This is a genomic window from Microcoleus sp. Pol12A5, assembly GCF_036701435.1.
Classification (GTDB): Bacteria; Cyanobacteriota; Cyanobacteriia; order Cyanobacteriales; family Microcoleaceae; genus Microcoleus.
Genome location: NZ_JAUBQU010000136.1, coordinates 1 through 15,767 on the forward strand (window position 1 = coordinate 1; position 15,767 = coordinate 15,767).

General features: G+C 45.6%; 18 protein-coding genes. 8 read left to right on the plus strand and 10 right to left on the minus strand.

Annotated features, from left to right (window positions below):
* Both QUA45_RS24420 and QUA45_RS24425 read right to left on the minus strand, forming a co-directional pair.
* The coding region (locus QUA45_RS24420) for an endonuclease/exonuclease/phosphatase family protein (protein WP_333222346.1) at positions 1 to 167 on the minus strand (167 nt) is incomplete at its 3' end.
* Complete coding sequence (locus QUA45_RS24425; protein ID WP_333222336.1) at positions 164 to 361, minus strand: hypothetical protein; 198 nt, start codon at positions 359 to 361, stop codon at positions 164 to 166. The genes QUA45_RS24425 and QUA45_RS24420, both read right to left, overlap by 4 nt.
* 442 nt (positions 362 to 803) lie before the next feature.
* Between QUA45_RS24425 and QUA45_RS24430 the strand changes: the two genes are divergently transcribed.
* The 4 genes from QUA45_RS24430 (at position 804) to QUA45_RS24445 (ending at position 5,677) form a co-directional block, all read left to right on the plus strand.
* Positions 804 to 3,335: a GTPase gene (locus tag QUA45_RS24430; RefSeq protein WP_333222337.1), complete on the plus strand. Its 2,532-nt coding sequence runs from the start codon at positions 804 to 806 to the stop codon at positions 3,333 to 3,335.
* 6 nt (positions 3,336 to 3,341) lie between these two features.
* Complete coding sequence (locus tag QUA45_RS24435) at positions 3,342 to 5,099, plus strand: GTPase (RefSeq protein ID WP_333222338.1); 1,758 nt, start codon at positions 3,342 to 3,344, stop codon at positions 5,097 to 5,099.
* Positions 5,100 to 5,244: 145 nt separating this feature from the next.
* Positions 5,245 to 5,457: a type II toxin-antitoxin system HicB family antitoxin gene (locus QUA45_RS24440; protein ID WP_333148509.1), complete on the plus strand. Its 213-nt coding sequence runs from the start codon at positions 5,245 to 5,247 to the stop codon at positions 5,455 to 5,457.
* On the plus strand, positions 5,450 to 5,677 hold the full coding sequence (locus QUA45_RS24445; protein WP_333222339.1) for a type II toxin-antitoxin system HicA family toxin: 228 nt from the start codon (positions 5,450 to 5,452) through the stop codon (positions 5,675 to 5,677). Before QUA45_RS24440 ends, QUA45_RS24445 begins: the two co-directional genes overlap by 8 nt.
* 152 nt (positions 5,678 to 5,829) lie before the next feature.
* Here the strand turns inward: QUA45_RS24445 and QUA45_RS24450 are convergent, their stop codons facing one another.
* The 5 genes from QUA45_RS24450 to QUA45_RS24470 form a co-directional block, all read right to left on the minus strand.
* Positions 5,830 to 6,057, minus strand: coding sequence for a hypothetical protein (locus QUA45_RS24450; protein WP_445305345.1), 228 nt, complete (start codon positions 6,055 to 6,057; stop codon positions 5,830 to 5,832).
* On the minus strand, positions 6,047 to 6,385 hold the full coding sequence (locus QUA45_RS24455; protein WP_333222342.1) for a DUF6972 family protein: 339 nt from the start codon (positions 6,383 to 6,385) through the stop codon (positions 6,047 to 6,049). Before QUA45_RS24455 ends, QUA45_RS24450 begins: the two co-directional genes overlap by 11 nt.
* A gap of 453 nt (positions 6,386 to 6,838) precedes the next feature.
* Entirely contained in the window at positions 6,839 to 7,267 is a 429-nt protein-coding gene (locus QUA45_RS24460; protein ID WP_006632299.1) for a heavy metal-responsive transcriptional regulator, read from the minus strand.
* 103 nt (positions 7,268 to 7,370) lie between these two features.
* Entirely contained in the window at positions 7,371 to 7,664 is a 294-nt protein-coding gene (locus tag QUA45_RS24465; RefSeq protein WP_333095860.1) for a hypothetical protein, read from the minus strand.
* A gap of 354 nt (positions 7,665 to 8,018) precedes the next feature.
* Positions 8,019 to 8,189 (minus strand): hypothetical protein, encoded by a 171-nt coding sequence (locus QUA45_RS24470; RefSeq protein ID WP_172186391.1) that lies wholly within the window; start codon positions 8,187 to 8,189, stop codon positions 8,019 to 8,021.
* A gap of 167 nt (positions 8,190 to 8,356) precedes the next feature.
* Between QUA45_RS24470 and QUA45_RS24475 the strand changes: the two genes are divergently transcribed.
* The 3 genes from QUA45_RS24475 to speA all read left to right on the plus strand — a co-directional run bounded on the left by QUA45_RS24475 (position 8,357) and on the right by speA (position 12,553).
* Positions 8,357 to 8,947, plus strand: coding sequence for a DUF3611 family protein (locus tag QUA45_RS24475; RefSeq protein ID WP_333034942.1), 591 nt, complete (start codon positions 8,357 to 8,359; stop codon positions 8,945 to 8,947).
* A gap of 158 nt (positions 8,948 to 9,105) precedes the next feature.
* Positions 9,106 to 10,254, plus strand: a complete 1,149-nt coding sequence (locus QUA45_RS24480; RefSeq protein WP_333095861.1) for a helix-turn-helix domain-containing protein — start codon at positions 9,106 to 9,108, stop codon at positions 10,252 to 10,254.
* Between the two features lie 289 nt (positions 10,255 to 10,543).
* Positions 10,544 to 12,553, plus strand: coding sequence for a biosynthetic arginine decarboxylase (speA, locus tag QUA45_RS24485; RefSeq protein WP_333222344.1), 2,010 nt, complete (start codon positions 10,544 to 10,546; stop codon positions 12,551 to 12,553).
* A gap of 65 nt (positions 12,554 to 12,618) precedes the next feature.
* Here the strand turns inward: speA and QUA45_RS24490 are convergent, their stop codons facing one another.
* The gene (locus QUA45_RS24490) at positions 12,619 to 13,782 is read right to left on the minus strand and encodes an NDP-sugar synthase (RefSeq protein WP_333095863.1); all 1,164 of its coding nucleotides are present in this window, start codon (positions 13,780 to 13,782) and stop codon (positions 12,619 to 12,621) included.
* A 250-nt stretch (positions 13,783 to 14,032) separates the two neighbouring features.
* Here QUA45_RS24490 and QUA45_RS24495 point away from each other — a divergent pair, with 250 nt between their 5' ends.
* On the plus strand, positions 14,033 to 14,200 hold the full coding sequence (locus QUA45_RS24495) for a hypothetical protein (RefSeq protein ID WP_333095864.1): 168 nt from the start codon (positions 14,033 to 14,035) through the stop codon (positions 14,198 to 14,200).
* 17 nt (positions 14,201 to 14,217) lie between these two features.
* Here the strand turns inward: QUA45_RS24495 and QUA45_RS24500 are convergent, their stop codons facing one another.
* Both QUA45_RS24500 and QUA45_RS24505 read right to left on the minus strand, forming a co-directional pair.
* Positions 14,218 to 15,033, minus strand: coding sequence for a segregation/condensation protein A (locus QUA45_RS24500; protein WP_333095865.1), 816 nt, complete (start codon positions 15,031 to 15,033; stop codon positions 14,218 to 14,220).
* Positions 15,034 to 15,099: 66 nt separating this feature from the next.
* Complete coding sequence (locus tag QUA45_RS24505; RefSeq protein ID WP_333095866.1) at positions 15,100 to 15,489, minus strand: lipopolysaccharide assembly protein LapA domain-containing protein; 390 nt, start codon at positions 15,487 to 15,489, stop codon at positions 15,100 to 15,102.
* Between the last annotated feature and the right edge of the window lie 278 nt (positions 15,490 to 15,767).

Consider the following 15,767-nt stretch of genomic DNA (forward strand, 5'->3'; position numbering starts at 1 on the left):
ATGTAGCAGTTGTAGCCCAGGTTGATGAAGGGTTCTAGGGGGAAGTCTTTATCGGGAACTTTGGTTTCTTGGAGGCAGAGAACGTCTGGGGAGTTTGTTTGCAACCAGCTAGTAACGTGTTCTAGGCGGGTGCGGATTGAGTTGACGTTCCAGGTGGCGATTTTCATTTTTTGTTGGTTATATACTCTCTGATTACGGGCGCGATCGTAAAGTGCGATCGCCCGTTTTGTTTTACTGTTTCAACTAATGACCGCCGTCCTAAAGATTGCATGACTTTCAAGAGTTCTGGCGGTGATAATTGCAGGTTTTCTGGTATTTTTGAGATGTCGGCTGGTTCGGGGGTATTGGCTAGCCAACCCATAGCTTGTTGTTCGGATGCGGTTAGGCGATCGCACTGCTGGTGCAGCAGAGATTCTAAGTCACCTAAAAATAGGGTATCACAGGATAGGAACTCGGAAACGCTGTCGCCGAATAAGTCTTGAATCTATGACTTTTTCGGGAGCAAGCAGCTAAATGTGACTTTTTATGGTCGAGTTGGGATGGAAAAATATACTAAATATGACTTGATATAGCTTGACAAGCTTTGGTATTTAGGAAATAATTTATACTTAAGACTGCAAACAGATAAATAAACAAATAACAAGCTAAAAAATAATTCATTTAGGTTTTATACAAAAGGAGACGCAAAATGTATGAAATGGGAAGAAGCATTTAAAATCGTTTTTTTGGTTCTAACATCTGTCGGGAGTGCCAGTCTATTGTTGCCTTAATCTGTGACCAATCCAAATATTAAGTAAGTTAAGATGTCTGATCTAAGCTCAAGAACCACCGAACACCTAGACTACCCATTCCTATTAGTCACACACATGGTCTGTGCGGATCAGCAGATTCACAGTGAAGAGTCGAAAGCACTACGCGAACTAGCAACGCTGATCGGCGCTTCTCAACGCACTCTCGCTGAGATGGAAAAAATTCTAGCTCAAGAGGAAAACCAGCTTTCTGTAGACGATTTAGCTCGAAAAGTGTCGCCCGGTGAGCAAAGTGAGGCCATGTCGCAAATGTTGGCGATCGCCTATGTTGACGGTTTCTGTTCAGCATTAGAACGCCAGATGGCGGAACAAGTAGCAGGGATTTGGAACTGGCCAACGGGAGAAGTACAGCGACAGTTGGCAGAAGTTGGAGCTTTTAGTGATACCCGATTCATAGGCGAACACAACCAACAACAGAAAGTCTCTTTCGGTGCGCGTTTCCTTACAGGGGCTGATTCTCTCCTTTCACGCGCATTGGTAGATAATGTAGCAAAGCTCACTGGGAGTGAGCAAAAAGTTGAGCAACTACGACGGGAAATCCTGTTAACTGGGCCAGAATATGACGAGGCAATTCGTCTGTGTGCAGTCATCGCCGATGAAGATTACAAATTTGCAGAATTGGCACTTCAAAGAGCTTTATCAGCACTTTCCAAGTTGGGCCAAAATATTCAAGAGGCTATCGAAGACATCAAACATAAAACAGGTAGTAAAGGTCAAGCTACCACTGCTAAGGAAGTCGCCAAGCAACTTGAGGATACTAGAAACTCTCTGAGTGCCGAGATTATAAAAGAAATAGAGAACGTGCGGGAGTCACTTCGCGCCAAGGAACGCGCTCTCAATCATTTCAGCATCACTTTTATGGGCAGAACTAAGGCAGGAAAAAGCACTCTTCATGCCATAGTTACAGATGATGGATGGGATGCGATCGGTGTAGGCAAGCAGCGCACAACTCGGTTTAATCGGGTGTACGAGTGGAAGAATATCCGCATCATTGATACTCCTGGGATTGGCGCTCCCGGTGGCAAAAGTGATGAAGAAATCGCTAAAAGTATTATCGACGAGTCAGATGTGATTTGTTATGTGGTCACAAATGACAGCATCCAAGAGAGTGAGTTTGCTTTCTTGCGCTTATTAAAAGAAAAAGCAAAGCCATTAATTATTCTACTGAATGTCCATAATAACCTGCGCGACTCTCGCCGGTTGGAGCATTTCTTAAAGAACCCCGATAAAATGTTTGTGATGGATGGTCAAAGTGGTCTAGGCGGACACATTGACCGTATCCGTCGCTACGCTCGCGAGCATTATGCTAATGACTATTTCGATATTGTTCCTGTGATGCTGTTAGCGGCGCAGCTTTCCCGCGAACCAGAACACGCAAAGAAGAAACAGGAGCTTTTTAAGGCCAGTCGGATGCAGGATTTTCTTGATTTAATTCGTGTATCTCTGGTTAATCATGGCGCAATTCGGCGCTCTCAAACTCTTCTAGGTTCTACCGTAGGCGCAATTGAGAATCCTTATAAGTGGGTAAATCAACAAGCTTTAGTCTATGAAAAATTGACAGAGACGCTGAAAAATAAACGTCAGACGATCGAAAAGCAAATCCATAGAGCTGGAAGGGACAGCCGTGAATCTTTACAGCAACAAATCGTATCAATTTTTCAAGATGCTATCAATGCTATTCCATCCTTTGCTGAGGATTATTGGGAATCCAACGAAAATCAAATGAAGTCTGGATGGGAAAAAAAATTAAAGTCTATCAGATTTGAGGAACGCCTAAAACTAGCCTATAAAGAGAATGGCGAAAATTTTAACAAAGAAGTTAGGGAAGTTCTAGAAGAAGTCGGAAATGAATTACAACTGATTGCTAAATTAGGAGGGGAAAATTTTATGTTTCATAAGCAGGATTCAAGTGTATTTGCTAGAAATTTTACGAGAATCGGTGGAAGTATTTTATTGGTAGCGGGAACTATTCTAACTGTTTTAAGTGTAATAAATGCGCCGGTTGGCATTGTTATTAGTATTGTTGCTACTGTTTTTAGCCTGATGACAAATATTTTTAAATCCAAAGATCAGAAACGTGGTGAAGCTGTGGCAAAAATTTCCCACTCACTAACTGAACAATTTAATAAACACAAGCAAACTACAATCCGAGAAGCTGAGGCTAACTTCAGCAAGTTTTGTGATTCTGTTGCTGTGAATATTGGCACCTACTTTGAGGAGTTAACTAAAGGACTAGAGGCGATCGCGACTCAGCTTGAAGAAGCAAAAAAGGAGTTATCGGATTCAGAAAATTATCTAAATCGTGCTTATGCCAAGCGAATCATTGACTGGTCTACTGAACAACAGGAACCCTTGACTGTTAAAGGTATCAACCAAACCATTTATAAAGTCGAACGAGATTTCGGGCGCAATATGAAGATTGTCACAAAATCCAAAGTTCAACGACTAAAATCACTAGAGGATATTAAACACATCCTTCAAGAGGATATTTCCTTTAGCAATCTCAAACCTACCCAAAAAGACTAAACTCTCATGACTCAGAACAACCCCAACTTTAAAGCGGCTGATGTCGGTGCTTATTTCAAGAAAACGCTAGTAAAATTTGACAATTTGCTGGCTCAGGGAAAGACAGCCGAACTAACAGCGATTCGCAAAAAAGTGCGCGATGAGTTAAAAGAGTATCGAGAACAGGGAATTCTCGGCGTAGCTTTTGTGGGGCAGTACAGTGCAGGCAAATCAACTATTATCTCTGGAATGACAGGACGGCGCGATATCCGTATTGATGCTGATATTGCTACTGATAAAACTACCAATTATGACTGGAACGGCATCAAGTTAATTGATACCCCTGGACTTTTTACAGACCGCCAAGATCACGATGAGATTACTTATGAGGCAATCAACAAATCAGACTTGCTGGTTTTCTGCCTCACCTATATGCTCTTTGACTCACTGACAGCAGAGAATTTCAAGAAGTTAGCCTATGAAAAAGGCTATCGCTGGAAAATGATGTTAGTCATCAATAAAATGTCTGATGAAGCAGGAGAAGAAAAGCAAAAAATTGCCAACTACCGCCAAAGTCTTGCCGATGCACTGAAGCCTTACAGTCTTGATGAATTTCCTATCTGCTTTATTGATGCCAAAGACTACTGTGAAGGCATTGACGGCAAGGATGATTTCCTGACGGAAATCAGCCGCTTTCCAACTTTTATTGAGGCTCTCAATCAGTTTGTAGAGCGTCGTGGCTCCCTTGCTCGTTTTGATACACCCGTCCGAATTGCTCTAAGCTGCGTTGATGAGGCTCAGTTGAGTTTTACTCGCAACTCTAGCGAAGATTCTGCTTTTTTTGAAGTGCTGACACGGTTATCTCGCACAGTGCGTAAAGAGCGCGATCGCCTGCGAACCAAGGTTAAAAATATAGCCCTGGAGATGTCTTCAGGAGTTGCTAGCGAAGGTAACACTCTTGCCGCAGCAGTAGGTAGCGAGCAGAAATTTGAAAATCTGAATAAACAAGCTGAACTGAATGTGCAGAAGCACTATGAGAAAGCAGAAACCAAACTGCAAGATGCTGTAAATGTAGCAGTTGAAGATATCCGGCAGGAGGTTGAAAAAGTGCTAGAAGGTGATCTAGTCAAGAGTTTTGTTGCTTGCCTAGATAAAAATCAAAATATATCAGCCCAAAATCTGGGGGCTGGTATGGATATGGAGCGATTAAAAAGCCAAGTTAACTTGCTTAAAAAAATTGGTGAGACGGCCGGGGTGAAGCTGACCACTTTGGCATCGAGGAGTTTTGCAAAAACCGCTGCTGAACAAGGATTTCTACGTTCTATAGATGTAGCAGGAAGCGGTCTACATCAAGGTGTTGTGGCTGTGGGAAAATTTGTCGGCTTTAAGTTTAAGCCTTGGCAGGCGGTTGGTATGGCTAAAAACATCGGCAATGCTGCTAAATTTCTGGGACCAGCTCTAGCACTTGTTTCGGTAGGACTAGATATTTTACAAATACAACAGGAACATGAGCGAGAAAGGCAAATGGCTGATGTCCGTCGCGATATTACCAGTCAATTTCAATCAATAGCAAAAGACTTGGAAAATCAGATTGAAATACAGCTCTTTGAATGTGAGCAACAAGTTTACGGAGAGATTGAGAAGCAAATTGCAGCCGCTCGTCAGGAGGGAGAGGAAGCGATTTCTGCTTCTAATACTTGGGTTCAACAACTGGCAGAAATCCGTAAGGATTTTGACGTGATTATCCAGTACATCACGAAGGCAACAGCTAATCCGAATACTTGAATCTGAAAAAGAGCGATCACCCTTACATCCCAAATTGTCACAAAGCGCGATCGCGCCTCTTCCCCTGTACTTGCAAAAAAATTACATCCAAGATAAACTAGGAAATAGAAACTAAGCAACCTCTGATGCTGAAAGCAAAAATATAATGAAAACTAAAAGCTTCACAGTCATCATTTACAAAGAAGAAGATATGTACATTGCCGAATGTCCAGAAGTCGGCACAATTGACCAAGGCGAAACCATAGAACAAGCGATCGCTAATCTCAAAGAAGCTACAAGGCTCTATCTCGAAGAGTGTCCTTTACCCGACGAAATCACTCCCAGGTTTGTAACTAGCATAGAGGTTAGCTATGCCTAGGTTGCCCAGAATATCAAGCCTAGAAGTAATTCGCGTACTAGAGCGTTTAGACTTTTATCAAGCCAGACAAACGGGTAGCCACATTGTCCTTAAAAAGCCTCTTCCAGACGGAGAAATTGTTTGCGTTGTGCCACTCCACCGCGAGTTAAAAATTGGTACTCTCAGCGGTGTTCTAAAGCAAGCAAAGGTCACACCTGATGAGTTTATAGCTAAGTTATAAATGAGCATAACCGGGTTTCCCAGTAGATGAGTTTTTGTAGCTTGTAGGGGTCGATCGCGATCGTAATGAATAACGATCGCCCTTACATCCCTAATTGTCAAAAAGTGCGTGAAGCGCAGCTATCCGTAGGGAATCGCCCCTACATGAATTATTCAAACTAACTCCGACACACTCAGCCGCCCTTCTACGGGTTCATACTCATCCTCTAAAAGCCAATACTGCGCCTCATCATAACTCTGACTAGAAAACACAACTTTATAACCCTCAGCCGGATCGTATATCTGACAATTTCCCTCAGCGTCACTTAGTAACAAAAGCAGATAAGGCGGTGAAAGATTTGGATCGATCCATACCTCTGTAAACTCCCAGTTATTCTTCACTAAATCGGCTTCGAGGCTTAACGTGGTATCGGTTTTCTGCATCAACTTTTATCTTTTCGTAGTAAAGTAAAAGACGGCTACCATCCGGGTCAACTCTATAACCAATTGATTCAGCAAAAAACATACCATAACGATCGTAGCCCCGAATCGTACCTGTAAATTCTCCATCTTCTATTATGGCTTGAGCTACCTGATTCATAGTAGCCTCATCGTTAAAAACATGAGCAGCACGTCCTTTATTCAGCAGTCTTCTCGTTTGTGGCGTGTCTGGCAAGTGTTTAGCAATGTGCCTGCTGTTAAGGGTGATTTGGCGATTAATTCCACTCATTAATTAATTACTGAGTATACCAGTATGATTAATTAAATCATGCGATCGCCCTTACGTCCCAACTTGTCAAAAAGCCTGTAGGCGTAACCAGCCGCAGGCAATGGGCGCACAATCCCAATGTCTGTAGCAAATCCCCATCAGTCAACAGTTGATACTACGAAACATCGCTCTAAAAAATACTTGACAGTGAAAATCTGGTGATGTATTATAGAAGTAGTGTAAACAATTAAAAACATGAGACTAAAAAGTTGGGAGTCTCCCCGCAGCGAGGGTAGAAACTCCAAAGGTAAAGGCGGCTCAGCCAGAGCTCGGCAACTCAAAAAGCAACAGCAAACTCTGCGAAAACAGTTAAAAGCTCAACACGATCGACAAAACCACCAACCAAACCACCAACCAAACCATCAAGGGAAGGAAACCGATAATTCCTTCCCTTTTTTTGTATCTTTCCGCTGCTCAATCCCGCTGAATGTTCGGACAAATCGTGCGAGTAATGCTCGCCTGCGATGGTTGCTCTTGCCAGCAGTTGAGAATGCCTTGCAACTCCCTCTTCAAAGTTTCTAAGGCTGCAATTTGCACGGAAATTTCCTCTACCTTAGCCGTGAGATGCTGCTTCGCTTCAGAGCAAGGCAACTCTCCCCGATCGCGAACTTGTAAAATATCCTTAATCTCCTGAAGGCTCAAACCCAGAGTCTGAGATCGTTTAATAAACGCCAACCTGTTAAATACCGTTTCGCCAAACAAGCGATAACCAGCGGGCGATCGCTTTACCGCAGGAGACAGCAAGCCCATCTCCTCATAGTAACGAACAGTTTTCACCGACAAACCACTACAGGCAGCTACAGAGCCAATTTTGTACAGTTTCTCGGCAACAGAAATATTCATACACCAAGCATCCAAGATCGAAAGACTTTCTTGCCCTATCTTTTAGTGCCTCAGATCCAGGGAGTCGATCGGCACATCGCCCAGTCACCATTGCCCGCTAATCTTAATAAGGAGGATTTTTTTTAGACACGTTAAGCACGGGCAACTGAGGTCTAGAAGACTGAGGAGGAAGATAGTATTCGGGAGCAGGTGCGGTTTGTTCGGCTCCAGAGCGGTAAATTTGCCACCAGCGGAGAGCCATCGCCACCCCAGCGGTGCCAAGCCCAAAAGCCAATAAAGAGCCACTCGCACCGATGCTGCCGATGGCTGCATCGACAACGCCCACTGTCACAACAAAACTGGTAATTGGTTCTCTACGGTAAGCTGACCTCAAAAGTCGCGTCCACGAAGCATTCATTTGGTTTTACTCTGTTCTATATTTATTTACAAGCTCTAAAACTTAGAGTTGGCGGAACGATCGGGATTTCTAGCTCAAAGACTAGCTTCACCTAAATTAATCTTCTCGCCTGTGGGGAATTGTACGGGAGCGAGGCAAAATTGCCAAGCTAGTCAAATCAAAATTCCACCCCATATACACCTCCAAAAGCCAGCTATTGCATTCGGGAACAGATCTCTCTCGACAGAGAAGTCGCTGGGCTTGTTTCTAATTAATATTTTAATCAATTCCCGAATTTGTCGCGGTCAGCAGAAGTCACACCCGCTGCCGGAAGAGTCAAGACAAAGTGTAAGGCTGACCGCGCCGTTGCTAAAATTAGTTGAGACCTAACCAGGACAGCAAGCCCTGGCCTGTGACATACTCGATAATTAAAGTTAGAGAAAAACCGATCATGGCGGCTCGACCGTTAAGGCGTTCCGCGTAGCTGTTGAAGCCAAACTTTGGCTGTTCCAGTTTGGGAGTGACGGTGGGTTGTAGTTGTGTCATTGCTTTGGGTACCTGGCGATCGACGCTATTCAAATGTGAAATCCAATGTTAGTTACAAATCTTAAACATTGCTACTTCTATTATAAAGAGGCTTAACCGCCGTCAACCGTCCCCGAAGAGAAAAAACTGCTGCCAACTAATGCCAATTAATTATACCCGCTCAAAATATGACTAATCAGTTAGATAACGATAAGCTTCCTGTCGCGGTACAGCGAGTAGCCTTTGCCCTTCGTACAACAGGCTGGGTTTGCTTCTGGGTACAGGTAGTGCTAGGGGTGGTAGCGGCGATCATTTTGCTCTTTGCCATCCCCTTCGCCATCCCCAGGGCTAGCGCCGCTGCGGGTTCAACCAGTGCCGGCACCGGCGGCGGCGTATTTTTTGCCATTTGCGGGCTGGCCGTACTCGCTTACAGCGTTTATCGCTCTTTCCGCTTCACCCGCTTGTCGAGACAACTGCGATCGCCCGCTAACGCTGTCCGCCCCAAAAAAGCAGACACCATCAAAGAAGTGCGGCTGGCACTTTGGAGCAACTTATCGGGAATGGTACTGACGCTCATCGGCGCAGAAGCCATCAGCGGCACGCTTTTAGCCAAATCTCTAGCTCAGCCGCAAGCCTTGTTCGGTGCCGCAGTTGATTTGGGCCGATTTATTCAGCCCCTAGATATATTTGTCGTACTCGCCAATACTCACGCCACTGTTGCCCATTTTGTCGGGATTTTCGGGGCTCTTTTTTTGCTCGATCGCATCCACAAGCAATAGACAATCAATAAGGGGGAATTGCGCCTCTCCCACTCTCCCACTCTCTCACTCTCTCACTCTCCCTCACTCTCCCACTCTCCCCCAACCGACATCCGGAATCACTGCCAACCTGTCGAAGAACGTACTCAGATACCTTCTACCAAGACAACATGAATATCATGGCACTGAAACCCGAGGCTTATTTTGGGGTGACAGATCACCCAACTATTGAAATTTCTCAAGAAAGTTTTCGTTCTGTCCTAGGTCAAATAGAAACTGAACTCCTCTGTAGCGACACCTATAGCCACGCTCTAGCTAGCCTGCAAACAATGTTGGGCGAAGCCGCCTCCGCTGCCGAAATTTTAATTAGAGCAGTTAGCAGAGAAGCCGTCAAGCTCGCATTTGATCGATTTCCCAAACAAAACAAAATTGAACCGCAACTACCCCAAGAGAGTGTTACTGCTGTAAGTCCCGCCATTGAGACGGTGACAGAAATTCAAGCATTGGAGTCACCAGTAGGTGTTCCTGTCTTCTATTGGCGCAGCGCTAGTGTGGAAGCGCCCCCCCAAACCGAGTCCGACACTGAAAATTCCGATCGAGACACTAACACTTCTGAAGACAGCAAACAAGCGCCCCAAGACGAAATTAAAGTCGAGTCGGCTCCACCTGCAACTGTCACCGTCCCCGGAAAATCCTTCCCAGGGTTCGGTTTTCCCAAAAAGCCGAAAAAACTCACCAAGGAAGAAGAAGCAGCTTTAGCCGTTCAAAAGCGAGAAGAGTGCCTGCGGGAGTTGGGTGGAGAATTGCGTAAAGGACGGCAAATTCGCTCCCTATCCATGCAGCAACTCCACAGTCAAACTCTCGTGCCGCTGCACCACATCGAATCGATCGAAAATGGGGAAATCGACAAACTGCCCCAAGATATTTACGTTAGAGGTTTTATCCGCAGACTCGGCGACGCCTTGGGACTAGACGGCAGCGCTATGGCGAATGCTTTGCCCAAACCCGATCCGAGCCCAATTCCCAGTATGTATGTGTCTGTTTCCGATTCCGACTCAAGCGAAGGCTTTCAAATGCGTCCGGTGCATTTGTACATCGGCTACACCGCTTTGATGGCTGGGGCTGTAGGGGGCTTGGGTTGGCTGTCGCAGCAACCCGTGGTGCCAGGAGCACAGGCAGTGCCTCCAACGCAGGTGACACCGCCAGCCTCAGTGGCACCGGCTCAGAAGACCCCAGAAAAAGCACCTCAACCGGGCTTGAAGAAGTCTAGCAACGGGGGATTGATGATGGGGGCTGACATGGCGCCGCCGGAGGTGATTTTTGGTTAGTGTGTGTCGGGCGAGCGATCGTCCGACCACTCTCTTGGTCCAGGTGAACTCGGAAAGCTGGTTTCCGAATTCACCTACATACGGATACTTCCTTGAAGAAATAAGTCTTGGAAAGCAATTACGGTTGAGATTTTAGTTCCATCCCCCACCTTCATCCATCTGTGGAGTCAATCCTAAAATCTCAAATCGACGGGTCGTGTACCCAAAGTGAATTTTCAACTGCATCAGGAAACCCGATATGTGCGATAAACTATCTATTTGACCACTCCTCAAAGAGGTTTCCGATAAGATGAGTTCCCCAGCCACCGCTGCTTTCTCCGATCTCGATCCGCTATCGACTCACTCGCCAACAGTCACGAGTTTGACAGCACCAGACAGTGCTTTGGTAACGGCGGCTCAACTGCCACAAAAATCTTGGACAATAGAAGATAGTGAGAAACTCTACCGCATTCAAGGTTGGGGCGAACCGTATTTTTCGATCAATGCAGCCGGTCACGTTACAGTTTCTCCCAAGGGCGATCGCGGCGGTTCCCTCGACTTGTGCGAACTGGTAGAATCCCTGAAACAGCGGAATTTGGCTTTGCCCCTGCTGATTCGATTTTCTGATATTTTGGAAGACCGGATCGAGCGCTTAAATTCTTGTTTTGCCAGAGCGATCGCTCGGTACAATTACAAAAATGTCTATCGCGGTGTGTTTCCAGTTAAATGCAACCAGCACCGACAATTAATTCAAGATTTGGTGCGTTTTGGTCAACCCCATCACTTCGGACTGGAAGCCGGATCTAAACCGGAATTAATGATAGCTTTGGCGACATTGAAAACTCCAGGCGCTTTGTTAATTTGTAATGGTTACAAAGACCGCGAATACATCGAAACTGCTATTTTGGCGCAGCGGCTAGGGCAAACTTCCGTAATTGTGCTGGAGCAAATTGAGGAAGTAGAACTCGCAATCGCCGCGAGCAAAGCATTAGGAATTAAACCGATTTTGGGAGTGCGAGCAAAACTCACTACCAAAGGGGTTGGCCGCTGGGGAGGTTCCACGGGCGATCGGGCAAAATTTGGCTTGACAATTCCTGAAATTATCCGTGCAGTCGGCGAACTAGAAAAAGCTGGAATGCTCAATTGTTTGCAGTTACTGCACTTTCACATCGGCTCTCAAATTTCCTCAATTAGTGTCATCAAAGACGCCATTCGAGAAGCCAGCCACATTTATGTAGAATTAGCTAAATTGGGAGCTAATATGAACTACTTGGACGTAGGCGGTGGACTCGGCGTTGACTACGACGGATCTAAAACAAACTTCCACGCTTCCAAAAACTACAATATGCAAAACTACGCTAACGACGTAGTAGCGGGAGTGAAAGATGCCTGCGACGAGCGGAAAATCCCGGTTCCCATTATCATTAGCGAAAGCGGGCGGGCGATCGCTTCTCACCAATCAGTGTTAGTTTTTGACGTACTCGGTACTAGCGATGTCCCCAGAGAAGTACCCGAACCAGTAGATGAAAACGCGCACCAAATTCCGCGCAATCTCTACGAAATTTACCAATCTATCAGTCCCGAAAATTACCAAGAAGTTTATCACGATGCTATCCAATTTAAGGAAGAAGCAGTCAGTTTATTTAACTTAGGCTATTTGGGAATTGCGGAACGGGCGAAAACCGAACAGTTGTACTGGGCTTGCTGCGATAAAATACAGAAGATCGCGAGGCTAAAAGAATATGTATCGGATGATTTGGAAGAGTTAGAAAAAGTGATGGCGTCTATTTATTACATCAACTTATCTGTTTTCCAGTCAGTACCGGATAGTTGGGCAATTAACCAATTGTTCCCAATTATGCCAATTAACCGACTCGACGAAGAACCAACTCAACGGGGTATTTTAGCCGATCTTACCTGCGACAGCGACGGCAAAATCGACCAATTCATCGATTTGCGAGATGTGAAGTCGGTTTTGGAACTGCATACTCTCAAACCTGGAGAACCGTACTATTTGGCGCTATTTTTGGGAGGTGCTTATCAAGAAATTATGGGCAACCTTCACAACTTATTCGGCGATGCTAATGCAGTTCACATTCAGCTAACACCTTCTGGCTATCATATCGAACACGTTGTGAAAGGAGACACTATGAAAGAAGTGCTCAGCTACGTACAGTACGATTCAGAAAATTTGGTTGAAAGCATCCGCCGTCAGACAGAAGCAGCTTTGCAGCAAAATAAAATTACTCTTTCGGAGGCCCAACTTTTGCTGCAAAATTACGAGCGGAGTCTCAGCCAATATACTTATCTTCAGTCTTAAAATGTAGGGTGCGCACTGCGCACCTTACTTTGAGCAACTAGCAATTAGCAATTAGCAATTAGCAATTATTCAGGATTGCCGAGAATTTCTGCGATCGCCCGCCGCTCTTCTCCGTGTTGAGTGGGTAAAACTTGGCGAGCGTCAGTAATCAGCCAATCGAGAGCAGCCGCTTGCAAATCGATCGCCGCCCCGGTTTTATCAACGCAGTAGCGCCCGAACACCAGTTTGTCAACCAACCGCACCTCCGGGCCCAAACGGGAATACTCAAAAATCACGCTGTTTTCCACCGTTGCGCCACTGCAAAGCCAGCAATTTGGGCCAATCATTGTCGGCCCGACAATTTTCGCTCCATCCTCAATGATCGTCATCCCACCAATGTAAACAGGCCCAGTAATATCAACCTTATCCCAGTTGACAGCTACATTCAAACCCGCGTAAACACCGGGGCGCACTTCAATTCCGGGAATCGAAACATTTTTAACTTGTCCCAGCAGCACGCTCTGAATTGCCCGCCAGTAGTCAGGAACTTTGCCGATATCCACCCACTCAAAGTCCATGCTAATCCCGTAAAAAGGCGCGCCTTCTGCTACTAGCTTGGGAAATAACTCCGAACCGATATCGTATTCCTGGCCCGAAGGGATGTATTTGAATATTTCCGGTTCAAAAATATAAATACCAGTGTTAATGTCGGTACTCAGAGCTTCCTCTACAGAAGGTTTTTCTTGGAAATCTTTAATTTTGCCAGACTCATCTGTTACTACCACTCCGTAACTGGGGACCTCCTCGCGGGGAACCGATTTCATAACAATAGTAGCGATCGCCCCTTTTTCCCGGTGCCACTTCACAGCAGCAGTCAAGTCCAAGTCAATCAAAGCGTCGCCGCACAGCACCACAAAAGTATCGTCAAAAAACGGCGAGAAATCCTGAATTCGTTTCATGCCGCCAGCCGAACCGAGAGCCTCTCCAATCATTTCTCCCTCCTCAATTCGCCCTTCAAAAGAATAGGCAATTTGTACCCCAAACTTTTGACCGTCGCGGAAGTAGTTTTCAATCACGTCTGCCAGGTGGGAAACATTGACCATAATCTGGTCAAATCCGTGCTGGCGGAGCAATTCAACCAAAAACTCCATCACTGGCTTTTGCAGGATGGGAATCATCGGTTTGGGTATTGTCTGAGTAATGGGACGGACGCGAGTGCCTTTACCGGCCGCCAGAATCATCGCTTTCATTATTAACTTCCTCAACCCTCTGTTAACTGATATCAACTGAACAATTAGATGCTAGCGGTTGCGATCGCAGCAAAATCCTGACTCCGCCCAAAAACGGGTACAAGTTTCCGACGCGAGCGTCCGGGTCGATTTCAAAATTTTAGACGCTAGTTCAAGCTCTCAGATTCAATGCAAAAGTAAATCTAAAATCTAAAATCTAAAATCTAAAATCGACTGACCTATTTATAGGCGACATCGTACCAGGCTATCAATGACTCTTCCCTATTTGCTTGATTTAAAAAACCAGGAATCGGGAATCAGCAAAAACTTCGCACTCCCGGTGTCCGCATTCGAGACTCAGCAGCAGAATGGCGGCGAGCGAGGTTCTGTCTGGAATTTTAACCGACGCAGCGGCACAGTTATTAGTTTCGCCCGATAAACTAATACCCTGCAAGCTCAAAGCGCGCGGATTTTAAGGTCTTGGTAAAACTCCTCTTGAAGCAACTCTACTTTAGACTGAGCCGACAGCAGCAACAGTGCCCAAAAAATACCCACACGGTCATGATTTGGCAAGTGAACTTCCCCAGTCGATACCGGGAGTTCTGGGTTGACAGGAGAGTGCAAATCGTTATGATGCCAGAGGTCCAACAATTTGTCCAAGTCCAGCCAACCCTCGTCAATTTCCGAGCCCCGCTGAGCCAGAAACCGTTCGAGTTCGCTAGCAGTTTCTACGAGATTTTCTTGGTGAGCTAGCTCAAAGATAGCCTGAGCTGCTTGCGATCGCATTTTTGAGGTAGGGCGACGCCGGGGGGTAACTGTCTGCTCCATGGCGGCTTTCATGAGCTGCAACTGCTCAATCAGTTCTGGGAGAGTCACCGGGCGTTTTTGCGGTAGTTGAGCTACACCTCGACGGCGCAATTGCCGCTCCAAATGCTGGGGCAAGTGTCGCCCTCCTGAGTGCTCTGCGTCTTCGAGTGTCGCCTCCTCGGCAGACTCTGGATTCGCGGGGGGTTCTGAGAGGACGATACTTTCTGCTTTGAGCAAAACCAGCATGGAAGCGTACAAAAACGCTTGACCGGAGTGGGACAAATCAGAGAAATCCTTACTGGCATCGCCATCGCAGGCGTTCGTAAGCTTGCTCAAACATCGATCGAAAACTTCAATTACCTTAACGTCCCAAGGATCGATTTCTCCCCGTTCTGCGAGGTCAATTAAAATTGCGATCCCCTCGGAAATCGTTTCTAAACCATCTTGGTCTCGGGAAACGGCCATTCGATTTTAGATTTTAGATTTTAGATTTTAGATTTTGCCTCTGAGAAAACGAGAGAGCATATCAAGTTAATTGGCGGTCATTTCAGCAGTTGTACCCTCAATGGCTGCTATTTCTAAACTTATCGGTTCTGCACTTTCTAACAAAGGTTGTTTGCCTTCTACTTCAGCTTTATAGCGTTCAAGGTTTTGTTCTAATTCCTGAATCCGCTGCTCTTTTTCGCGAACTTGGCGAATCTCTTGGCGCAATGCGAGGGTTCGCTGCATTCTCGACCACAGACTGAACAGCCAGGCTAGTGTTGCCCCTAATCCGGTCGCTACAATTAGTTCTACGCACAGCGGAGCTTTAACTTGGACGCCTTCGATAACTTGAATCGCGACTGGCTGTGTATTTTCGATACTGAATAATACTAGAGCCAAGCAAATCAGAAATATGAAGAAGAAATTTAGCGATCGCATTTTCTCTGTTCCTAATTCTCAATTCAGGTTAAGCAAATTGTTTCTCATTTGTCAACTGTTTTTGGGCAGATTATCCCAGCTTTTTTGATAATATCAAATCTGCTAAATTAACCATAATATCCGAGGATTGGCGGGTTTATTGCAGCTCTGAGAGTTGATTGAAGAGATTGGTTCACCCGCCCCTCTAGGACATATACTTTGTAAGTAGGTGGACAGGAAAAAAATAAACTATGTAACGCTAAGTCTTGAGCTAGCTAGACTTAAACTTGAAACGCTTT